Origin of the sequence: Streptomyces sp. NPDC048383 (assembly GCF_040651775.1) — a bacterium.
Lineage (GTDB): Bacteria > Actinomycetota > Actinomycetes > Streptomycetales > Streptomycetaceae > Streptomyces.
On sequence record NZ_JBEZKS010000008.1, the window covers coordinates 26187 to 47054 of the forward strand.

General features: G+C 74.8%; 19 protein-coding genes. 14 read left to right on the top strand and 5 right to left on the bottom strand.

Features of this window, described 5'->3' with window-relative positions; all coding sequences use genetic code 11:
* Positions 1-33: 33 nt before the first annotated feature.
* The 3 genes from AB0D46_RS08200 to AB0D46_RS08210 all read right to left on the bottom strand — a co-directional run bounded on the left by AB0D46_RS08200 (position 34) and on the right by AB0D46_RS08210 (position 2509).
* Entirely contained in the window at positions 34-654 is a 621-nt protein-coding gene (locus AB0D46_RS08200) for a cytochrome b/b6 domain-containing protein (protein ID WP_362876474.1), read from the bottom strand.
* Positions 638-1423, bottom strand: a complete 786-nt coding sequence (locus AB0D46_RS08205; RefSeq protein ID WP_362876475.1) for a molybdopterin-dependent oxidoreductase — start codon at positions 1421-1423, stop codon at positions 638-640. Before AB0D46_RS08205 ends, AB0D46_RS08200 begins: the two co-directional genes overlap by 17 nt.
* Before the next feature lie 165 nt (positions 1424-1588).
* Entirely contained in the window at positions 1589-2509 is a 921-nt protein-coding gene (locus tag AB0D46_RS08210; protein ID WP_362876476.1) for an ion transporter, read from the bottom strand.
* 321 nt (positions 2510-2830) lie between these two features.
* Between AB0D46_RS08210 and AB0D46_RS08215 the strand changes: the two genes are divergently transcribed.
* From AB0D46_RS08215 to AB0D46_RS08255, 9 genes are all read left to right on the top strand, one after another.
* On the top strand, positions 2831-4099 hold the full coding sequence (locus tag AB0D46_RS08215; protein WP_362876477.1) for an ATP-grasp domain-containing protein: 1269 nt from the start codon (positions 2831-2833) through the stop codon (positions 4097-4099).
* A complete protein-coding gene (locus AB0D46_RS08220) occupies positions 4096-5097 on the top strand; it encodes a DUF364 domain-containing protein (RefSeq protein ID WP_362876478.1) in 1002 nt (333 codons plus the stop codon). The genes AB0D46_RS08215 and AB0D46_RS08220 overlap by 4 nt, the downstream gene beginning before the upstream one ends.
* Complete coding sequence (locus AB0D46_RS08225) at positions 5094-6203, top strand: pyridoxal-phosphate dependent enzyme (RefSeq protein ID WP_362876479.1); 1110 nt, start codon at positions 5094-5096, stop codon at positions 6201-6203. Before AB0D46_RS08220 ends, AB0D46_RS08225 begins: the two co-directional genes overlap by 4 nt.
* Positions 6200-7249: an enolase C-terminal domain-like protein gene (locus AB0D46_RS08230; protein ID WP_362876480.1), complete on the top strand. Its 1050-nt coding sequence runs from the start codon at positions 6200-6202 to the stop codon at positions 7247-7249. The genes AB0D46_RS08225 and AB0D46_RS08230 overlap by 4 nt, the downstream gene beginning before the upstream one ends.
* Positions 7246-8505 carry an MFS transporter gene (locus tag AB0D46_RS08235; protein WP_362876481.1) on the top strand — a complete coding sequence of 420 codons (1260 nt, stop codon included), beginning with the start codon at positions 7246-7248 and terminating at the stop codon, positions 8503-8505. Before AB0D46_RS08230 ends, AB0D46_RS08235 begins: the two co-directional genes overlap by 4 nt.
* A gap of 61 nt (positions 8506-8566) precedes the next feature.
* A complete protein-coding gene (locus AB0D46_RS08240) occupies positions 8567-10120 on the top strand; it encodes an ABC transporter substrate-binding protein (protein WP_362876482.1) in 1554 nt (517 codons plus the stop codon).
* On the top strand, positions 10117-11070 hold the full coding sequence (locus AB0D46_RS08245) for an ABC transporter permease (RefSeq protein ID WP_362876483.1): 954 nt from the start codon (positions 10117-10119) through the stop codon (positions 11068-11070). The genes AB0D46_RS08240 and AB0D46_RS08245 overlap by 4 nt, the downstream gene beginning before the upstream one ends.
* 38 nt (positions 11071-11108) lie before the next feature.
* A complete protein-coding gene (locus tag AB0D46_RS08250; RefSeq protein WP_362876600.1) occupies positions 11109-11921 on the top strand; it encodes an ABC transporter permease subunit in 813 nt (270 codons plus the stop codon).
* The gene (locus tag AB0D46_RS08255; protein WP_362876484.1) at positions 11918-13378 is read left to right on the top strand and encodes an ATP-binding cassette domain-containing protein; all 1461 of its coding nucleotides are present in this window, start codon (positions 11918-11920) and stop codon (positions 13376-13378) included. The genes AB0D46_RS08250 and AB0D46_RS08255 overlap by 4 nt, the downstream gene beginning before the upstream one ends.
* Positions 13379-13486: 108 nt before the next feature.
* On the opposite strand, the gene AB0D46_RS08260 is transcribed toward AB0D46_RS08255, so the two are convergent.
* Positions 13487-13894, bottom strand: coding sequence for a DUF5997 family protein (locus AB0D46_RS08260; protein WP_362876485.1), 408 nt, complete (start codon positions 13892-13894; stop codon positions 13487-13489).
* A 58-nt stretch (positions 13895-13952) separates the two neighbouring features.
* On the opposite strand from AB0D46_RS08260, the gene AB0D46_RS08265 reads away from it, so the two are divergent.
* Entirely contained in the window at positions 13953-14756 is an 804-nt protein-coding gene (locus AB0D46_RS08265) for a LysR family substrate-binding domain-containing protein (protein WP_362876486.1), read from the top strand.
* A 98-nt stretch (positions 14757-14854) separates the two neighbouring features.
* Here AB0D46_RS08265 and AB0D46_RS08270 read toward each other — a convergent pair whose 3' ends face one another.
* On the bottom strand, positions 14855-15034 hold the full coding sequence (locus AB0D46_RS08270) for a CsbD family protein (protein WP_362876487.1): 180 nt from the start codon (positions 15032-15034) through the stop codon (positions 14855-14857).
* A 179-nt stretch (positions 15035-15213) separates the two neighbouring features.
* Between AB0D46_RS08270 and AB0D46_RS08275 the strand changes: the two genes are divergently transcribed.
* The 4 genes from AB0D46_RS08275 (at position 15214) to AB0D46_RS08290 (ending at position 20861) form a co-directional block, all read left to right on the top strand.
* Positions 15214-16620: an NADP-dependent succinic semialdehyde dehydrogenase gene (locus tag AB0D46_RS08275; protein ID WP_362876488.1), complete on the top strand. Its 1407-nt coding sequence runs from the start codon at positions 15214-15216 to the stop codon at positions 16618-16620.
* Between the two features lie 93 nt (positions 16621-16713).
* The gene (locus AB0D46_RS08280) at positions 16714-17823 is read left to right on the top strand and encodes a glutamate--cysteine ligase (RefSeq protein WP_362876489.1); all 1110 of its coding nucleotides are present in this window, start codon (positions 16714-16716) and stop codon (positions 17821-17823) included.
* A gap of 37 nt (positions 17824-17860) precedes the next feature.
* A complete protein-coding gene (locus AB0D46_RS08285) occupies positions 17861-20341 on the top strand; it encodes a SpoIIE family protein phosphatase (RefSeq protein WP_362876490.1) in 2481 nt (826 codons plus the stop codon).
* A gap of 31 nt (positions 20342-20372) precedes the next feature.
* Positions 20373-20861, top strand: coding sequence for a DUF6328 family protein (locus AB0D46_RS08290; protein WP_362876491.1), 489 nt, complete (start codon positions 20373-20375; stop codon positions 20859-20861).
* The last annotated feature ends 7 nt before the right edge of the window (positions 20862-20868 follow it).

Genomic DNA, 20868 nt, shown 5'->3' on the forward strand with positions numbered 1-20868 from the left:
CCCCCGCCGAACCCCCGCCGAACCGGCGGGGGTTCAGCGGGGCCCGTCCCCGGGGCGCCACAGCGGGTGCTCGTGCTCGGCCCACCAGCGGGCGACGTAGCCGGTGCGCAGGCCGCGCCGGGCCTCCGGGTCGCCGGGGGCCTTGCCGATGTGCCCGGCGAGCACGATGCCCACGGCAAGGGCCAGCCAGTCGTGGACGAAGGTGGCCCCGGTGCGGACGGCCAGGGGCGCGAGCCCCGTGAACCACATCAGCAGTCCGGTGCCCAGCATCACCAGGACCGCTCCGGCCAACCAGGCCGCGTACAGCTTCTGCCCGGCGTTGAACTTGCCCGCCGGCCTCGGCCCCCGGCGGCGCAGCGCGGAGCGCAGCCAGACCCGGTCGTGCGGCCCGAACCGGTTCAGGAAGCGCAGGTCGGTGCGGAAGGCCCGGGATGCCAGGCCCCCCAGCAGGGGCAGCGGCAGGAGCAGCCCCGACCACTCGTGGACGGTGACGACCGGATGCCGGCGCCCGACGAGCTCCGCGAGCGGCGGCAGGTACAGGCAGCCGGCGGAGACCACGCACACGCCCATCAGGGCGGCCGTGAGCCGGTGGACCCAGCGCTCGGCGCGGCCGAAGCGGCGCACGCGGGGCGGCAGGTCAGACGGTGGGTGCATCGTCGCGTCCGTTCGACTTGCCGACCCAGGCGTCGACGTCGTAGCCGAGCTCCTCCCAGTAGCCGGGTTCCACGTCACGGGTCACGGTGATGCCCGAGAGCCACTTCGCGGACTTGTAGAAGTACATCGGCGCCACGTACAGGCGGACCGGCCCGCCGTGGCGGTGGCTCAGCGGTCGGTCCTGCATCCTCAGCGCCACCATGACGTCCTCGCGCCGGGCCTGGGGGAGGGTGAGGCTCTCGGTGTAGGTCCCCTCGAAGCAGTCGAAGCGGATGGCCCGCCCCTCGGGCAGCACCCCGGCGGCGTCCAGGAGCCGCCCCACGGGCACGCCCTCGAAGGCGGTGGCGGGCACCCGCCAGCCGGTGACGCACTGGACGTCGCGGACCACCCGGGTCTGCGGCATCGCGAGCAGCTCGTCGAGGCGGTACGAGACCGGCCGCTCGACCAGGCCGCCGATGGTGAGGCGGTAGTCGGCCGGGCCGCGTGCGGGGACGGAGGAGGCCACCGAGTAGTAGCGGAAGCCGCCCCCGTTGGGCAGCATCCCGGTCAGGCCCGTCGGGTCCTTGCCCGCGACGGCGCCGAGCCCGGCCTCGGCCACCCGACGCAGCCAGGGCGAGGCGGCCAGTCCCACGGCGCCGAGCCCGGCCATCCCCAGGACGAGTCGGCGGCCGACCGGGGCGCCGTGACCGTCGGGGTCCTGCGGGGGGCCGGCGCCGGTGTCCTCCGGCGGGCCGCCGGTTCCGGCTTCGGTGTCCTTGTGCGTGCTCACCCGTCGATTCGACCACCAAGGGCGCCCCGGACGCCAGGGCAGCCGGCCGCACGTCGGACTTCCGTCACATCCCGACCGGGTCCGGGCCGTCTCCGGACCCGCTCGGGGCCCGTGGCCGCCCGCGCCCGGGCCACCGGAGGCCCCACCCGCGGCGTCCCGGCCGCTCTACACGGCCGACTCCAGTTCCCGCTTCCGTTCCTCGCCCCGGGTTCCGGGAGCGGGGGAGGAGGGGACGTCCGCGAGGCTCGCCTCCAGGTCGTCCAGGGCCGTCCGGGCCGCCACGATCCGCTCCCGGACCTCCTCGGCGAGATCGCCCGTGCCCTCGGCGCGGTCGCGGGCCCGCTTGTCCTCGGCCTCCATCTCCCGGGCTTCGTCGAGCGAGTTGAGCACCACCCCGATCAGGACGTTGACCAGCACGAACGAGGCGAGCAGCGCGTAGGAGGCGTAGTAGACGATGCTGAACCGGGAGATCTGCAACCCGGCCCGGACGGCGTCGGTGAGGCCGTCCAGCGTGGTGAGGAGGAAGAGGGTGAGCGAGGCCCGCCCGATCGAGCCGTAGTGCTGCGGGTCCGACTCCGCGAAGCAGACCCAACCGACCATCGCGTACACGTACAGCACCAGCGCGCCGACGAACAGGAAGCTGGCGGTACCCGGCAGGCTGCGGCCCACCGCGACCAGCAGGATGCGCAGGTGGGGCAGGAACCGGGCGGTGCGCAGGACGCGGGCCAGCCGCAGCAGCCGCAGCACGGTGGTGTTCTCGCGCAGCAGCGGTACGAACGCCGAGGCGACGATCACCAGGTCGAAGATGTTCCACGGGTCCCGGAAGAATGCTTTCGGCCGGTCGGTGAACGAGCCGATGCGCAGCAGCATCTCCAGGGTGAACAGGGCGAGGCAGCACTCCTCGGCGATGCCCAACGCCTGCCGGTGCGTCCGGGCGAGCCCGCTGTACGTCTCGGCCCCCATCAGGGCCGCGTTCAGCAGGATCACGACGAAGACGGCCATCCCGAACGAGGGGTCCTCGGTGATCCGCCGGCATCGGGCGGCCAGTCTCCTGCGACCGCGTCCGGCCGGCATCGGGTCCGTCATTTCGCTCCTCGTACTTCCATCGGCATCGGGCCGGACCGGTTCGGTGCGCTGGCGCGCACGCCGGTCCGAGCCGTCTAACGCCGCACGGACGAACGGGTTTCAGACACCACCCGCCCGCCCGGGGATCCGGGGTCGCTCCGCGGAGCGGTCGGGGTGGTCCGCGGGGCCCGTGCGCCCGTGGCGCCCGACCCGGTGGGACGGGTCGGGCCGGTACGGAGAACCCGCTATTGGAAATGAAAACGATTTCGGATAACGTCTGGTCGACCCGGCTCGGCGCACTGCCGCGCTCCGGGATTCCGGCGTGGTCCGAGAGGAAGTGGCGTGGCACATCTGCTGGTTGTCGAGAGCTGGGTGGGATCGATGAGCGGACTCCTGCCGAGGGCGATCCGTGAGGGAGGGCACGAGTTCACCTTCGTCACCCGCGACCTCCACCACTACCTGCGGGCCGCCGGCGGCGGCGGGGCGCACCCGTTGCTCGCCGCGCGCAACATCGTCACGACGGACACGAACGACGCCGACGCCCTGCCGGCCCGGCTGGAACGGCTCCATGCCGTGCTGGCGTTCGACGGGGTGGTTTCCTCCTGCGACTACTACCTGCCCGCGGTGGCCCGCGTCGCGCGACACCTCGGGCTGCCCGGGCCGGCCGTCCCGGCCGTCGAAGCGGCCAGCCGCAAGGACCTGACCCGCCGGACCCTGGCGGACGCCGGAGTTCCGGGCCCGCGCTTCGCGGCCTGCGAGGACCCCGCGCGGATCCCGGACGCGGCCCGGGACATCGGCTACCCGCTGGTCGTCAAACCCGTGGACCTGTGCGCCGGGATGCTCGTGCGGGAGGTGCGCGACGAACGGGAACTGGAACGCGCCTGCCGGGACCTCGCCGCGTTCCCCGTCAACGCGCGCGGACAGGACCGCGCCCCCGTCGTCCTGCTGGAGGAGCTCCTCACCGGGCCCGAGGTCAGCGTCGAGACCGTCTCCCACGGCGGCGTCACGCACGTCGTCGGCGTCACCGACAAGAGCATCGGCGGATCCCCCGCCTTCGTGGAGACCGGCCACATGTTCCCGGCCGACCTCCCGGCCGCCGAGGCGCGCGCCGCCGCGGACACCGCGCGGGCCGCCGTCGAGGCCCTCGGACTGGACCACGTCGTGTGCCACACCGAGATCAAGCTGACACCGCTGGGACCCCGGGTCGTCGAGGTCAACCCCCGCCCCGCCGGGAACCGGATCACCGAACTGGTCCGCCACGTCAGGGGCGTCGACCTCGCGGCTGCCTGCGTCGACGTCGCCCTCGGCGCGGCCCCCGACCTCACGCCCCGGGCCACCGGGGTGCACAGCGCCGCCATCGCCTTCCTGCTGCCCGCCGCCACCGGCACCCTCGCCGCCGTCGAGGGCGCCGAAGGGGTCCGCGACCTGCCCGAGGTGCTGGAGCTCAGCCTCGCCGAACCCGGCCGCTCCGTACGGGCCGCGACCAGCAACAACGAGTACCTCGGCCACGTCATGACGGCCGACGCCGGCCACGGCGCCCGCGTCGCCGCCGAACGGCTGCTCACGCGCCTTCGGCCCCGCTACGAGGAGTCCCCGGCGGTGCCCGCATGACGACCCCGAGCCACCCGGTCCACCCGGGCCCGCCACCGCACGACCCGCCCGGTCCCGGGACCGCGCCGCACGCGCGACGGACCCCACCCGGCCGGGCAGGAGTACGGGAGCACGCCCCGGACGGGCCGACCTCACGCCCCCGCCCCCTCCTGCCCCGGCCCGCGCGCTCCGAGGAGGAGCGCGACGACGGTGTCGTACGGAGCGTGGCGGAGCTCGTCGCGCGGGTGCGGGACGGCGGATACGGGCCGGACCCGCGGGGGGAGCGCATCGCGCTCGCCTTCACCACGGCCCAGGCGGTGCGCCACGAAGGCCGTGCGGGCGGGTACCGCAACGAGGTGCTCAGCCTGCGCCTCGCCGCGGCCGTCGGCTCCTGCGCCGTGGAGCCGGGCACCCTGCCCGCCACCGCCCTCGACGAGGTGGTCGGCGCGAGCGTGGCCGACCTGCTCGACCACCCCCTGCGCCCGGTGCGGATCGCGGCGCTGGACGCCTACCTGGCCCACGTGCGCCCCCACACCCCCGCGCACGGCGCCCGTTCCTACCCGCTGCCCGCCGGCGGCTCGCTGGACCGTTCGCGGGCCAGGGCCCGCGCGGTCGTCGACCTGCTGCCGCGGCACGGGCCCCGCCGGGTCCTCGTCGTCGGCGTCGTCAACTCCCTCCTGGAGCAACTGCGCCGACGCGGCATCGACTACCTGCCCTGCGACCTCAAAGGCGGCGCCACCGAATGGGGCGAACCCCTCCACACGGACGCCCTCGCCCTGCTGGAGGAGTGCGACGCCGTCCTCGCCTCGGGCATGACCCTCGGCAACGGCACCTTCCAGCCGCTGCTCGACCACGCCGCCGCCACCGCGAAGCCCCTCGTCATGTTCGCCCAGACCGGCAGCGCCGTCCTGCCCCGGTTCCTCGGCGCCGGCGTCAGCGCCATCTCCGCCGAGCCCTACCCCTTCTTCTGGCTCGACGGCGGACCCGGAGTCATCCACCGCTACGGAGGACCGCTATGAGCACGGCCTTCCTGCCCCGCCGGCTGCCCGTCGGCGCCGGCAACCCCGACCTGTTGACCCTCGCCGGCGACACCCCCCTCGCCCGCATCCGCACCGAACTGCCGTTTCCGCAGCCCGGGTTCTGGGCGAAGCTCGAATGCCTCGGGGCGGGCGGGATGAAGGCCCGGGCGGCCCTGTCGATGCTGCGCGGTGCGCGCCGGCGCGGCGAGCTGCGTCCCGGTGCGCCCGTCGTCGAATCCACCTCCGGCACCCTCGGGATCGGCCTCGCCTTCGCCGGGCAGGCCCTCGGGCACCCCGTGATCCTGGTCGGCGACGCCGAACTGGAGCCCTCCATGCGCCAGTTGCTGCGCAGTCACGGGGCCCGGCTGGACATCGTCGACCGGCCCGCCCGCGAGGGCGGTTGGCAGGCGGCGCGGATCGTCCGGCTGCACGAGGTGCTGGCCCGCACGCCCGACGCGTACTGGCCCGACCAGTACAACAACCCCGACAACGCGGCCGGATACCTGCCGATGGCCGCCGAACTCGCCGCCCAACTGGACCACTTGGACGTCCTCGTGTGCAGCGTCGGCACCGGCGGCCACAGCGCCGGACTGATCGGACCCCTGCGCCGCCGCTGGCCGCGCCTGAAGGTCATCGGCGTCGACTCCGTGGGCTCCGCCATCTTCGGCCAACCCGCGCGACCCCGCCTGATGCGCGGCCTCGGCAGCAGCATCCACCCCCGCAACGTCGCCCACCACGCCTTCGACGAGGTGCACTGGGTGGGGCCCGCCGAGGCCGTCGACGCCTGCCGCAGGCTCGCCCGCACCAGCTTCGTCAGCGGCGGCTGGAGCACCGGGGCCGTCGCCCTGGTCTCCGCCTGGGCCGCCCGGGTCGAGGCCGGCGCGGTCGTCGCGACCGTCTTCCCCGACGGTCCGCACCGCTATCTCGGCACCGTCTACGACGACGAGTTCTGCCGCGCCCACGGCCTGGACCGGGCCGAACTCGCCGTCCGGCCGCTGGAGATCGGCCACCCGCAGGCAGCCGAGGCCACCGGCTGGGCGCGCTGCCGCACCGTCGTCGACCCGGCCGCAGCCCGGCCCGCCCTGCTCGGCGGAGGCGCCGCGTGAAGCTCAGCTGGCGGACCACTTCGCTCGAACTGGCCGAACCGCTGCGCATCTCCCGTTCCGTCATGGCCCGTCGCGACGCCGTCCGGGTCACCGTCGAGCACGAGGGCCTGCGCGGCTGCGGCGAGGCCGTCAGCAGCGACCACCTCGGCCTGCCCACGCCCCGGATCCTGCGCCGACTCGCCGCCGTCCGACCGGCCGTGGAACGGCTCCCCGACCCCGAGACCGGATGGGAGGACCCCGCCGCCGTGCCCTGGCGGTCGCTGCCCGCCGGGGTGGCCGCCGCCCTCGAAGCGGCCCTCCTCGACCTGATCGGCATCCGCGCGGAACGCCCCGTCCACGCCCTGCTCGGCGCCCCCGAACCCCCCGTCGCCGCCACCACGCGCACCATCGGCATCGTCGCGCCCGAGCGGGCCGCCGCCCAGGCCGCCCGGCTGGCCCGCAGCGGCTTCACCGCCCTCAAGGTCAAGGCCGGATCCCCCGACCCGGGCGAGGACCTCGCCCGGGTGGCGGCCGTACGCGCCGCCGCTCCCGGCGCGAGCCTGCTGCTCGACCCCAACGGCGCCTGGAGCGCCCGCCGCAGCCTCGACCTGCTCCCGCGCTTCCACGCGTTGGGCGTCGGCGCCGTCGAGCAGCCCATCGCCGCCGGCGCCCCCGACCAACTGGCCCGGATCGCCCGGGAGTCGCCCGTACCGGTGATCGCCGACGAGGACGCCGTCTCCTACGAGGACGCCGCCGCCCTCGCCGGCCGCGTCCACGGCGTCAACGTCAAACTCGCCAAGTGCGGCGGCGTCCGCGCCGCCCTGCGCATCCATGCCGCCCTGCGCGGCACCGGCACCGACCTCATGCTCGGCTGCCTCACCGCCAGCACCCTCGGCATCGCACCCGCCGTGCACCTCGCCGACCGGGCCCGCTGGGTCGACCTCGACGGCCACCTGCTGCTCGCCGCCGACCCGTGGACCGGGATCGGCGGCGCCGACGGCACCGTACGACCCTCCGGCCGCCCCGGCCTCGGCGTCCACCCGACCCCCGGGGCGGCGCCCCGGTGAACACCCTGGCCACCGTACGAAGCTTCCCGCCCGCCGTGCGCCTGCTGCTCCTCAACCAACTGGGCGTCACCACCGGGTTCTACCTGCTCATCCCCTACCTCGCCACCCACCTGTCCGACGACCTCGGACTGTCCGCCGCCGTCATCGGCATCGTCCTCGGCCTGCGCAACCTCAGCCAACAGGGCCTCTTCCTCATCGGCGGCTCGGCCGCCGACCGGCTCGGCGCCCGCGGCGTGATCATCGCCGGTTGCGCCCTGCGCACCGTCGGCTTCGCCCTCTTCGCCCTCGGCGACTCCCTGCCGCTGCTGGTCGCCGCGTCCATACTCAGCGGGCTCGCGGGGGCCCTCTTCAACCCCGCCGTGCGCACCTACGTCGCCCAGGAGGCCGACGGGCGAAAGGCCGAGGCCTTCGCCCTGTTCAACGTGTTCGCCACCACCGGAGCCCTGCTCGGACCGCTGCTCGGCAGCCTGCTGCTGCTCGTCGACTTCCGGGCCGCCGCGCTCACCGCCGCGGGCGTCTTCGCCGTCCTCACCCTCGCCCAGATCCTGGTCCTGCCCGCCCGCGCCGTCGCCGCCCCCGAAGGACCCGTCCTCGCCGACTGGCGCGAGGTGGCCGGCAACCGCAGGTTCCTGGCCTTCTCGCTCGCCATGGTCGGCATGTACGGCCTGGAGAACCAGCTCTACCTGCTCCTGCCGCACGCCGCCGCCCGCGCCTCCGGCTGGAACGGCTCGATCGGCCTGCTCTTCCTCACCGGGACGCTCGCCCACCTGCTCCTCCAACTTCGCCTCACCCGCCGCCTGACGGCCCTCGACGGCCGGGCCCGCTGGATCGCCGTCGGCCTCGCCCTGATGGCCGCCGGATTCCTCCCGCCGATGCTCGTCGCCGACGTCACCGGACGGCCCCTGGCCCTGCTGCCCGTCCTGGCCGGCGTCCTGCTGCTGCACCTCGGCCTGATGACGGCCCAGCCCTTCGTGATGGAGCTGATACCGGCCTTCGCCCGTCCCGGCCTCACCGGTACCGCGTACGGCCTCTTCTACGCGGTGTCCGGCCTCGCCGCCGCCCTCGGCAGCGCCGGCATCGGCTGGGCCATGGACGCCGGCGGACACACCGGCGCGACCTGGCTGCCGTACGCCTGCTGCCTCGCCCTGGGCCTCGCCTCGGCCGCGGGCATGACCCGACTGCACCGCGCCGGCGTCCTCCCCGCCGAACCGGCCCCCCACCCGCGCACCGCCCGACCGGCGAACGAGCCCCGATGAGCGGCGCCCACCTCCCGAACGCCCGCCCCGCGCCCCACCACGACAACGGAGACACCACCCCATGAACGACCAGCCCAACGTCCTCGCCCGGCGCGGGTTCCTGATCGCGGGCGGCGCCGGCGCCCTCGTCCTGGCCACCGGATGCGCCGGCGCCCCGGCCACCGACGGCCCCGCCGGCCCGCCCCGGCGCGGTGGCCGGCTGCGCGCCGCCTTCGCCGGGGGCGGCGCCGCCGAGACCCTCGACCCGCACGCGGCCAACCTGTTCGTCGACGCGGCCCGCGCCAAGGCCCTGTTCGACAAACTCGCCGACTTCGGAGCCGACCTGTCCGCCGTCCCCCGCCTCGCCGAAGGCTGGGAGTCCAACGAGGCCCTCGACACCTGGCGGATCACCCTGCGCCGGGCCCGGTTCCACGACGGCCGGCCCGTGACCGCCGCGGACGTCCTGTACAGCTACCGCCGCATCGCCGACCCCCGGGGCACCTTCCGGGCCAAGGCCTCCCTGGAACCCATCGACCTCGCCGCCGGCCGGGCCGTCGACCCGACCACCGTCGAGTTCCGCCTCAAGCGCCCCTACGCCGAATTCCCCAACGTGCTCGCCGCGTTCGGCGCGTACGTGGTCCCCGAGGGCGCGACCTCCTTCGACCGCCCCGTCGGATCCGGACCCTTCTCCTTCGTCTCCTTCCGGCCCGGCGCATCCCTCCTGGTCCGCCGCAACGACGCCTACTGGGACGGCGCCCCCCACCTCGACGAACTGGAGTTCGTCATCGCCGCGGAGGAATCGGCCCGGGTGAACGCGCTCCTGGGCGGACAGGTCGAGTACGCCCACGAACTCGCCCCCGCCACCGCCCGCAGCCACGAGGGCAGGGGCCGGATCGACGTCGTCCGGCTCCCCGGCAGCGCCATGCAGGGCTTCGTCATGAAGACCGACCGACCCCCCTTCGACGACAAACGGGTCCGCCAGGCGTTCTTCCTCATCGCCGACCGCCGGGAACTCGTCGACGGGGCGCTCGGCGGCGCCGGCACGGTCGGCAACGACCTGTTCGGCAAGGGCTGCCGCTACTACGCCTCCGCCCTGCCCCAACGCACCCAGGACCTCGACCGGGCCCGCGCCCTCCTCAAGGAGGCCGGAGCCGAAGGACTGCGCGTCACCCTCGACACCGCCCCCGCCGCCCCCGGCTTCGTCGAAGCCGCCGGCATCTTCAAGGACCAGGCCGCCCGGGCCGGCGTCACCGTGGAGATCAAGATCGGCAACAAGGACACCTACTGGAAGGACATCCTGTCCACCGGAACCTTCGCCTCCTACCGGTCCGGCGCCATGCCCATCGAATCCCACCTCTCCCAACGACTCCTCACCGGATCCACCACCAACGCCACCCAATGGCGGCACAAGGACTTCGACGACCTCTACCAGCAGACCCAGTCCACCCGCGACGAACAGCGCCGTACCGCCCTCCACGAACGCATCCAACGCCGCCTCCACGACGAGGGCGGCTTCCTGATCTGGGGCTTCGCCGACTGGATCGTGGCCACCTCGACCAAGGTCCGCGGAATCGCGAAGGACGCCCCCGCCAACACCCTCGACTGGGCCCGCTTCGACCGGACCTGGCTGGCGTGAGCGCGACCCGCCACCGGTCCTGGGCCGGCCGCCGACTGCTCCTGGGCCTCGGGCAGACGGCGGCCGTCGTCCTGTTCGTCTTCGCCCTCACCGAAGCCCTGCCCGGCGACGCGGCCGTGGTCCTGGCCGGCGACCAACCCGACCCGCTGCGCATCGACCGCATCCGCACCACCCTGGGCCTGGACCAGCCGGCCGGCGAACGCCTCCTGGACTGGATCACCGGCCTGCTCCACGGCGACCTCGGCACCTCTCTCGTCACGGGCCGCCCCGTCACGGACCACCTCGCCGCCGGGGCCGGCCCCACCCTGCTCCTCGCCGCCCTCACCCTCGCACTGCTGCTCCCCGTCGCCGGCGGGCTGGGCGTGCTCTGCGCACGCCGCGAGGGCGGCCCGCTGGACCGTACCGTCAGCGCCGGCACCCTCGCCGTGCACGCCGTCCCGGAGTTCGCCCTCGGGATCCTGCTGGCCGCCCTGTTCGCCGTCGAGCTCGGCTGGCTGCCGCCCACCGCCCTCGGTACGGATCCGCGCACCGAACCCGCCGTCCTGGTCCTGCCCGTGCTCGTACTGCTGTCCCGGCCGGTGTGCTCCATCAGCCGGCTGGTCCGCGCCGGGATGATCGACGCGATGGCCTCCCCGTACGCCGCCCAGGCCAGGCGCCTCGGCGTCGGCGAGGCCCGCATCCGCTGGACCCACGCCCTGCCCGGCGCCCTCGCCCCGGCCGGCCAGCAACTGGCCCGGACCTGCGACTGGTTGCTCAGCGGGGTCATCGTCGTGGAGGCCCTGTTCGTCGTGCCGGGCCTGGGCACCGTCCTCATCGAGGCCGTCGCCGCCCGGGACGTACCCGTCGTCCAGGGCCTCGCCGTGGTCTTCGGGGTCGTCACCGTACTGGTCAACCTCGCGGCCGACCTCGTGGCCCGCCGCCTCGCCCCCCGGTCGGAGGCCGCCGCGTGAACCCGCCCCGGCCGCTCCCCGCGTCACACCCGTCCCGGGTGGCGCGGTACGGCCCCGCCCTCGCCCTGATCGCCGTACCGCTGCTGCTCGCCCTGCTCGGACCGCTGTTCGCGGGACCCGCCGGCGCCCGTACGGTGTCCTTCGCCGCCGGTCCGGACCACTGGATCGGCACCGACTTCGCGGGGCGCGACGCGTGGCGGCAGGTCCTCCTCGGCGGCCGCTCCGTCGTCCTCGTCGCCCTGGCGGCCACCGCGCTCGCCCACCTCGTCGCCATCCCGCTCGGGCTGTGCGCGGCCCTCACCCGCCGCACCTGGCTCCAAGAGACGCTGATGCGGCCCCTGGACGTGGTGATCGCCGTTCCTTCCCTGCTGCTGGTGCTGCTCGTCGCGGCCACCCTCACGCCCGGGCCGGTCGGCATGACCGTCCTGGTCGGGCTGGCCGCCGTACCCGACGCGGCCCGCGTCGTGCACGCGACGGCCGTCGCGATCGCGGCCCGGCCCGCCGTCGAGGCCCTACGGGCCCAGGGCGAGACCTGGTGGCGCACGGCCGTCGGGTACGTGGCCCGCGCCATGCGCCGCACCCTCGCCGCCGATGTCGGGATCCGGCTCACCGGCTCGCTGTACCTGGTGGCCACGGCCGCCTTCCTCGGCGTCGGAGTGCAACCCGACACCGCCGACTGGGCCGTCATGGTCGACCGCAACCGGCCCGGCCTGCTCCTGGTGCCGTGGCCCGTGGTGCTGCCCGCGCTGCTCGTCGCGGCCCTGTCCATGGGCACCAACCTGCTGTTCGACGCCGCGCAGCAGCACCCCCTCGCGCCCGCGCGGGGCGACCGGAAGGGGACACCGCGATGACCGTCGTCGCCGAAGTACGGAACCTGCGCGTGGAGATCGGGGGCCGCGCCGTCGTCGACGGCGTCGACGTCAGCGCCCGCGCGGGCCGCGTCACCGCCCTCGTCGGCCCGTCCGGCAGCGGCAAGACCACGACGGGCCTGGCCCTGCTCGGCGAGTACCCGCCCGGCGCCCGCGTCCTGGGCCACGTCGTCACCGCCGACGCGGTCGGCTACGTGCCCCAACACCCCGCGGCCGTCCTCAATCCCGCCCGCCGCGCCGGAGCGCTGCTGCGCGACGTCGCGGCCCTCGGCGGGGGCGGCCGCCGGGAGGTCCGCGCGCGGGTCGAGGAGGCCCTGCTGTCGGCCCGGATCCCGGACCCGGGAACCGTCCTGCGCCGCTTCCCCCACCAACTGTCCGGGGGCCAGCAGCAACGGGTGGTCCTGGCCCAGGCACTGCTGCGGGGCGCCCGGGTGATCGTCGCCGACGAACCCACCACCGGGCAGGACGCCGTCACCAAGCGGGGCATCGTCGCGGAACTCGCGGCCGTCGCCGCCCGGGGCGTCGCGGTGGTCCTGCTCAGCCACGATCTGGACGTGGTGCGGGAGCTCGCCGACGAGGTCGTCGTCCTCGGCGGGGGCCGCGTCGTGGCCCGGGGCCCGGCCCGCTCGGTGCTCGGACCCCCCTCTCCGCAGCCACCGCCCGCCGCCCGGGTCGCCCGCGCCCGGGGACCCGTACGCCTGGAGGCGCGGCACCTGACGGCCGCCTACGGCACCGGACGGGGCGCCGCGCCGGCGCTCGACGGCATCGGACTGGAGGTGGCGGCGGGGGAGTGCCTGGCCCTCATCGGCCGCTCCGGCAGCGGCAAGACCACCCTGGGCCGCTGCCTGGCCGGGCTGCACACCGACCACGACGGCCGGATCCTGTGGCGCGGCGCCCCCCTGCCGCGCGGCGTGCGGTCCCGGAGCCGGGCGGAACTGGCGGCCGTCCAGTACGTCTTCCAGGACCCGAAGGCCGCCTTCGACGAATACCGGCCCGTGCGGGACCAGGTCGCCCGCACCGCCGTACGCCTGCGCGGGGCGACCCCGGAGCGGGCGCGGGAGGAGGCGCTGCGCACCCTGGCGGAGCTGGGACTGACCGAGGAGCAGGCGGGCCGGCGCCCCGGCGGCCTCTCGGGCGGCGAACTCCAGCGAGCGGCCCTCGCCCGGGCCCTCACGGCCCGGCCGGACGTACTGGTCTGCGACGAGATCACCTCGGGCCTCGACCCCGTCACGCGGGAGGCCGTCCTCGACGTGCTCGCCGGGCTGCGCGACCGGGGCGGCCTCGGCCTGCTCCTGATCACCCACGACCTGGCGGCCGCCGCCGCCCTCGCGGACCGCGTCGCGGTGCTGGAGGCGGGCCGCGTCGTGGAGGAGGGCCCGGCGCACCGCCTGCTCGGCGCGCCCCGGCACGCCCTCACCCGGGCGCTGACCGGCAGGTGATCCCGGAAACCGCGCGGTGGGCGCGGCCCGATCACCGACCGGTCCGGTCCCCGGCGACCGCGGTCGGCCGGGACCGGGGGAGGGGCGGCGTGGTGGCCGCCGCCCCCACTACTGCTGCTGGGCGCGCTGCGCCTTCTCCGCCTTCTCGGCCTGCTTCTCCTTGATGCGGACGGTCTCCTTGCGGACCTCCGCCTGGGTGCCGCGCTCCTTCTGGAGCCACTCGGGGCTCTCCTGCTTCAGCGCCTCGATCTGCTCCGTGGTCAGGGCTTCGGTGACCCCACCGCGCGCGAGACCGGCGATGGAGACGCCGAGCTTCGCCGCGACCACCGGGCGGGGGTGCGGACCGTTCTGCCGCAGCTCGACCAGCCACGCGGGCGGATCGGTCTGGAGGGCGTTCAGCTCGGTGCGCGAAACCACACCCTCCTGGAACTCGGCGGGGGTGGCTTCGAGGTACACACCCAGCTTCTTCGCCGCGGTGGCGGGCTTCATCGTCTGGGTGCTCTGGTGCGACGTCATGGGGTCAAGGGTATCGAGCGTGTGCGCCACCTCCGACCACGACCGGTAACCTGGCGGGGTGACAGGCTCGGAAACTTCCCCTTCGTTCCGGCTCGCCTATGTCCCGGGAGTGACGCCCACCAAGTGGGTGCGGATCTGGAACGAGCGGCTGCCCGACGTCCCCCTGACCCTCGTCGGAGTACCGGCCGCCGAAGCGTTCGACCTGCTGCGCGGCAACGGCGCCGACGCCGGCTTCGTCCGGCTGCCCGTCGACCGGAGCGATCTCAGCGCGATCCCGCTGTACACCGAGGCGACCGTGGTCGTGATCCCCAAGGACCACCTGGTGGCCTCGGCGGAAGAGGTGTCGACCGGGGACCTCGCCGACGAGATCGTGCTGCACCCCCTCGACGACGTCCTCGGCTGGGAGACCCTGCCGGGCAAGCCGGCCTTCGAACGCCCCGAGACCACGGCCGACGCCATCGAACTGGTCGCGGCGGGCATCGGCGTCCTCGTCGTCCCCCAGTCCCTGGCCCGTCTGCACCACCGCAAGGACCTCACCTACCGGCCCGTGACGGGCGCCCCGGAGTCCCGGATCGCGCTGTCCTGGCCGGAGGAGAAGACCACCGACCTGGTCGAGGAGTTCATCGGCATCGTCCGCGGCCGGACGGTGAACAGCACGCGCGGCCGCCCGCCGACGCCGCCGCAGCCCAAGCAGCAGCGCAAGCGCCCCGACGCGAGCGCCGGAAAGGGCAAGGGCGCCGCGGGACGGGCCGGCGGGAAGACCGTCGGGAAGTCGGGCGGCAAGCAGACGGGCAAGAACCCGCGCGGCGGCTCCGCGGCGCCGAAGGCGGCCAAGCGCGGCAAGCCGCGCGGCCGTCCGTAGCCGGCGCCGCACCGCAACGCCGACCACCGGAACACCGGGACCTCGTGCCGGTGACCGGCGCCCCCGCACGGGGGCGCCGGTCACCGGGGGTCGCTCCGTCAGTGGCGGCCCTTGGACTTCTTCATCGCGTCCGTCGCCTTCGAGACCGTCTCCTCGGCCTTGCCGCTCATCCGCTCGGCACCGCCTTCCGCTTCCATGCGGCGGTCGTCCATCGCGCTGCCCGCGGTTTCCTTCATCGTGCCCTTGACCTGCTTGGCCTTCGCCTTTGCCTTGCCCATGACGGGGTCGTTCCTTCCTGGGGGGACGTTGCTTGCCCACCATGCGTCGGCTCCGCACGGCCCGCAATCCGTGGCGGCGCGGCGCCCGTAGGAACACCCGGGTACCGGCCCCCGCGTTGCGCGGCGCCGGCCCGGCGGGCAGGGTCTATGGGGCGGTTCCCTCCGAGGAAGGGCGGACCATGAGCATCGCCACCGTGAATCCGACGAACGGCCGAACGCTGCGGACCTTCGACCCGCTCGACGCCGACGGCATCGAGGCCTGCCTGGCCGAGGCGGCGCGTACGGCGGCCACGTACCGGCGCACCGGCTTCGCCGAACGGTCCGCGCTGCTGTCCCGGGCGGCCGACCTCCTGGAGGAGGAGGCGGAAGCCGTCGCCCGCACCATGACGACCGAGATGGGCAAGCCGCTGGCGGCGGCCCGGGCCGAGGCCGCGAAGTGCGTCAAGGCGATGCGCTGGTACGCCGCGCACGCCGAGGGCCTCCTCGCCGACGAGCACCCCACCGACGCCGACGTGCGCGACGCGGGAGCCTCGTCCGTCCGGGTCGTGTACCGCCCCGTCGGCGTGGTCCTGGCCGTCATGCCCTGGAACTTCCCGCTGTGGCAGGTCGTACGGTTCGCCGCGCCCGCCCTGATGGCGGGCAACGTGGGCCTGCTCAAACACGCCTCGAACGTCCCCCGGACCGCCCTCTGGCTGGGCGACCTCTTCCACCGGGCGGGCTTCCCGCGGGGCTGCTTCCAGACCCTGCTGATCGGCTCGGGAGCCGTGGAGGCCGTCCTGCGCGATCCGCGGGTCGCGGCGGCCACCCTGACGGGCAGCGAACCCGCCGGTCGCGCCGTCGCCGCCGCGGCCGGGGACGAGGTCAAGAAGACCGTCCTGGAGCTCGGCGGCAGCGACCCGTACGTCGTGATGCCCTCGGCCGATGTCGCCCGCGCCGCCCGTACGGCCGTCACCGCACGCGTCCAGAACAACGGGCAGTCCTGCATCGCCGCGAAGCGGTTCATCGTCCACACCGACGTCCACGACGAGTTCGCCGAGCTGTTCACCGAGGGCATGAAGGCCTTGGTCGTGGGCGACCCGATGCTCGACACCACCGACGTCGGCCCGCTGGCCACCGAGAGCGGCCGCCGGGACGTGGAGGAACTCGTCGACGACGCCGTGCGCCGAGGCGCCACCGTCCTGTGCGGCGGGCGCCGCCCGCCGGGCCACGAGGACGGCTGGTTCTACGAGCCGACGGTCCTGGCCGGCATCACCGGGGAGATGCGGATCGACCTGGAGGAGACCTTCGGGCCCGTCGCCACCCTCTACCGGGTGGCCGACCTCGACGAAGCCGTCGAGCGGGCCAACCACACGCCCTTCGGGCTCAGCTCCAACGTCTGGACCCGCGACGACGCCGACGTGGAGCGGTTCGTCCGCGACCTGGAGGCCGGCGGCGTCTTCGTCAACGGCATGACCGCCTCGCATCCCGCGCTGCCCTTCGGCGGCGTCAAACGCTCCGGGTACGGGCGCGAACTGTCCGGGCACGGCATCCGCGAATTCTGCAACATCACCACCGTCTGGCGGGCCGCGGAGACCGACGGGGCGTGACCCTTGGAGGGGGGAGTGCGGGGGCGCCGGGAGGGTAGGCGCCGCCCGAGTCCGGTCCTTCGGCGCGTTCTGCGCATTCGACAAGGAGATCCCGTGGACGTTCCGACCGTGGGAGTCGAGGAGGAGTACCTCCTCGTGGACCGGGGCACCAGGGCCCCGGTGAACCGGGGGCCGCAGGTGATCCGCGCGGCGGCCCGTGAGCTGGGCGAGCTGGTCCAGAGCGAGTTCTACGACGCCCAGGTGGAAATCTGCACGCGGCCCACCACCGACTGCGCGGACCTGCGCCGGCAGCTGTCGCTGCTGCGGGAGAGCACCACACGCGCCGCCCGCGCCGCGGGCTGCCTGCCGGTGGCCTCCGGAGTGCCCGTGATCGCGCCGCTGGAGCCCCTGACGGTGACGGACGAGGAGCGCTACCGGCGCATGGCCCGCCGCTCCGCGCACCTGATCGACGGGTTCACCGCCGTCTGCGGCTGCCACATCCACGTCGGCACCCTGGACCGGCCGCGGGCCCTCGCCCTGGCGAGCCACATGCGGCCCTGGCTGCCCGTCCTCCAGTCCCTGACCGGGAACTCGCCCCTCATGGCGGGCCGCGACACCGGGCACGACAGCTGGCGCTCGGTCGCCTTCTCCTGCTGGCCGACGGTGGGACCGCCGCCCGTGGTCGACGAGGCGCACTACCTGGCCCACGTCGACGGGCTCGTCGCCGCCGGAGTGCTGCTCGACCGCCGGATGCTCTACTGGTACGCCCGCCCCTCGGAGCACGTGCCGACGCTGGAGATCCGGGTCTCCGACGTCAACGCCGACCTGGACACCGTGATCCTCACCGTCGCCCTCGTACGGGGCCTGGCGGCCGTCCTGCTGGAGGACGTGGACGCCGGGGTGCCGCCCCCGACGGTTCCGCCGCACCGGCTGTGGGGTGCGCACGCCCTCGCGGCGCAGGGTGGCCTCGACGGCCCCGGCGCCGACCCGTGCGGCCGCGGACAGCTGCCCGCGGAGCTGCTCGTCGAACGGCTCCTGGACCGCGCGGCCCCCGGGCTGGCGGCGGCCGGGGACCTGGACCTGGCCCGGACCCTGTGGGAGGGGCTGCGCCGTCGGGGTACCGGCGCGAGCCGGCAGCGGGCCGTCCTCGCGGCCACCGGCAGCCTGACCGCCGTCGTCGACCGCCTCGCCGTGGCCCCGGTGGACGTTCCGCTGCCGTGCTGAACCGCCCCCACCGGCCTTCGCGTGCCATGCTCGAAGGATGAAGGGCGATCCCGCTTCTCCCGACGACGGCGCCGCACCCGAGGTCCTGGCGCTGGCCAGGATCGTGGCGAGGCTGCGGGCCGAGGCCGAGGCCGCGGAGGCGATCGCCTCCACGGCGGCCGTCCTGGAACGGGCCAAGGGCGTGCTCATGGCGCAGTCCGGTGTGAGCGCCGACGCGGCGTACGCGATGCTGCTGCGGCGCGCGGACCGGCGCGGGCGGACCCTGATGGAGGAGTGCTGGATCACCCTCGGAGGCCTGCGCACCCGCCCCGGCGCCTCCGCCGAAGCGCACGCCGACCCCGCTGAGGGCACGCCGGGCGCGGCGCCGGACCCGTCGTCGTTCGACCCGGGGCGCCACCTCTCCCGGCCGGGCCGCACCGCCGGGGTACGACGTCCCCTGCTGGCCCGGCTCGCCGACGGCCTGGCCGGGGTGCACGGGGCCGACGAGGTCGCGGGGCTGCTGGTGGCCGTACTCGGCGGGGCCGAGGACGTCGACGCCGTGATGATCTACACTGCGGCGCCGGCCGGGGGCCTGGAACTGGCCGGCGCCGCCGGCATCAGCGAGGCCCTCGCCGAGCAGTGGCGGCACGTTCCGCCGCTGAGCGGGGTCGCCGCCATGGTCGCCCTCGCGGGACGCGAACCGGTCTGGCTGGAAGACCCCGCGCACGATGCCCAGCGCTACCACCTGATCGGGGACCCGCCCGAGCGCTGGCCCTCCCGTGCCTGGGTCCCGGTGTTCGCGGAGGGCCCCGCGACCGCCGCCGTCGGCTTCTTCCGGACCCGCCGGGCCCCGTTCACCACCGACACCCGGCTCCTGCTGCGGCGCGCCGCCCGGATGTGCGCGGGCCCGCTGCGCGACCTGCGCCGACCCGATGTCCCCGACCCGGCGGGAGAGGCGGACGTGGCCGCCGTCCAGCGGATCCTCGACGCGCTCTCCGGCGCGGTGATCCTCCTCACCCCGCTGCGGTCCGAGGCCGGGGAGGTGGAGGACTTCCGGATCGACGCGGCCGCCCCCGCCTCGGTGGACGTGGCCGGCCGGCGGGGCAAGGAGCTCGTGGGCCGCAGCGTCCTGGAGACGTACCCCACCGTCGCGGGCACCGACCTGTGGGAGGGGTACCTGGACACGTTGACCACCGGAACCGACTACGACGGTCCCTCCTTCAGCTACCACGAGGTGACCTCCGGAGTCCCGCGCGAATCCTCGTACGCGGTGCGGGCGACCCGGCTGGGAGGCCGCCTGGTCGTGTCCTGGATCCGCCTCGACACCAGCGACCGGGAGGCCCGGAGGCCGGCCGACATGCAGCGGTTGGGGAACCTCGGCTGGGCGGACTGGGACCTGGTCACGAACACCATCAACTGGTCCGAACAGGTCTACGTCATCTTCGGCCGCGACCCCGCCGAGGGCCCCATGCCACTGGAGGAGCTCCACCTGCACCTGGTGCCGGACGACCTGCCGCGCCTGGGCGGCGCCGTGCGCCGACTCCTCGGCGAGGGTCGGGCCGTCGACGAGCACTTCCGCGTCACCACCGCCGACGGGATCCGCCACTTGCGGATCGTCGCCGAGGCCGGCACCGACGCGGCCGGTACCCCCGTCGAGGTGCACGGCTTCTTCCAGGACCTCTCGGCGCAGCGCGACGCCGAACTCGCCCTGCGCGAGAGCGAGCGCGCCGTCCTGGTCCAGCGCGGCATGCTCCAGGCCGAACGGATCCTCGCCGCCCGGCTCCAGCACGCGCTGCTGCCCCTGCAGGAACAGTCCCTGGAGCTGGCCGGACTGTGCGTCGACGTCGCCTACCTGCCCTCCGACAGCGGGGTGAACGTCGGCGGCGACTGGTACAGCGCCATTGGACTTCCCGACGACAGCGCCCTCTTCGTCCTCGGGGACGTCGCCGGCCACGGCCTGGACGCCGTCGGAACGATGGCCCAACTGCGGTTCACCGCCAAGGGCATGATCGTCACCGGCTCGGAACTGCCCGATGCCCTGAGTCGGCTCAACAGCCTCCTGCTGCACACGGCCACCGATACGCACGGGGCCACCGCCACCATGATCATGGGGCGCTACCGGCCCTGGGACCGCCGGCTGACCTGGGTGCGGGCCGGACACCTGCCCCCCTTGCTGATCCGCGACGGCGACGCCGGCTTCCTGCCCCAACCCACGGGCGCCCTCCTCGGCGCCGACTTCGGCTCCGTCTACGAACAGACCGCCCTCGACCTGCGGCCCGACGACCACCTCCTGCTCTACACCGACGGGCTCGTGGAGGAGCCGGGGGAGGACATCGACCTCGGCCTGGCCCGGCTCGCCGCCACCGCCCGTCGACTCGTGGAGGAGGGCCACGGAGCGAGCCTGGCGCGCAGCCTGGCCGCGCTGCGCCCGGGGCACCGGGACGACATCTGCGTCATGGACCTCCACGTCCCGGCCGCGGACGACCCCGACCCGTGCGGCGACGAGAAGGCGCCGCATGGGCCCGCCCCCTGCGGGTAGGCGGCCCCTGACGCGGAGCGATGGAGGAGCAATGAGAAGAGCCGCCCCTGATGACGGCCGTAGTGAGAGCCCGGCGGAGCGCGCGGACCGGCAATGGGAGGAACTCGTACAGGAGATACGGGTCGCCCAGACCGGCGTGCAGATCCTGTTCGGATTCCTGCTGACCGTGGTGTTCACACCGCACTTCCAGGGACTGCAGCAGACCGACAAGACGCTGTACATCGTCACCGTCGTCCTCGGGTCCCTCGCGACCGGAGCGCTGATAGCGCCGGTCGTCTTCCACCGCATCGTCACGGGCCGCCACATGAAACCCCAGGCGGTCGCCTGGGCCTCCCGCCTCACCGCCGTCGGCCTCGTGCTGCTCTTCGCGACCCTGGTGGGCGCGCTCTTCCTGATCCTGCGGGTGGCCACCCACGACGCCTTCGTGCCCTGGCTCGTCAGCGGGGTCATCGCCTGGTACCTGCTGTGCTGGTTCGTCCTGCCGATGTGGGCGCGCTTCCACCACACCAAGGACGACTGACCGCCGC

What these genes read in the sequence shown, in the direction of transcription:
- AB0D46_RS08210 (WP_362876476.1), bottom strand. Translation starts at nt 2,509, where the DNA reads ATGACGGACCCGATGCCGGCCGGACGCGGTCGCAGGAGACTGGCCGCC.
- AB0D46_RS08240 (WP_362876482.1), top strand. Translation starts at nt 8,567, where the DNA reads ATGAACGACCAGCCCAACGTCCTCGCCCGGCGCGGGTTCCTGATCGCG.
- AB0D46_RS08200 (WP_362876474.1), bottom strand. Translation starts at nt 654, where the DNA reads ATGCACCCACCGTCTGACCTGCCGCCCCGCGTGCGCCGCTTCGGCCGC.
- AB0D46_RS08225 (WP_362876479.1), top strand. Translation starts at nt 5,094, where the DNA reads ATGAGCACGGCCTTCCTGCCCCGCCGGCTGCCCGTCGGCGCCGGCAAC.
- AB0D46_RS08260 (WP_362876485.1), bottom strand. Translation starts at nt 13,894, where the DNA reads ATGACGTCGCACCAGAGCACCCAGACGATGAAGCCCGCCACCGCGGCG.
- AB0D46_RS08270 (WP_362876487.1), bottom strand. Translation starts at nt 15,034, where the DNA reads ATGGGCAAGGCAAAGGCGAAGGCCAAGCAGGTCAAGGGCACGATGAAG.
- AB0D46_RS08290 (WP_362876491.1), top strand. Translation starts at nt 20,373, where the DNA reads ATGAGAAGAGCCGCCCCTGATGACGGCCGTAGTGAGAGCCCGGCGGAG.
- AB0D46_RS08275 (WP_362876488.1), top strand. Translation starts at nt 15,214, where the DNA reads ATGAGCATCGCCACCGTGAATCCGACGAACGGCCGAACGCTGCGGACC.
- AB0D46_RS08285 (WP_362876490.1), top strand. Translation starts at nt 17,861, where the DNA reads ATGAAGGGCGATCCCGCTTCTCCCGACGACGGCGCCGCACCCGAGGTC.
- AB0D46_RS08220 (WP_362876478.1), top strand. Translation starts at nt 4,096, where the DNA reads ATGACGACCCCGAGCCACCCGGTCCACCCGGGCCCGCCACCGCACGAC.
- AB0D46_RS08255 (WP_362876484.1), top strand. Translation starts at nt 11,918, where the DNA reads ATGACCGTCGTCGCCGAAGTACGGAACCTGCGCGTGGAGATCGGGGGC.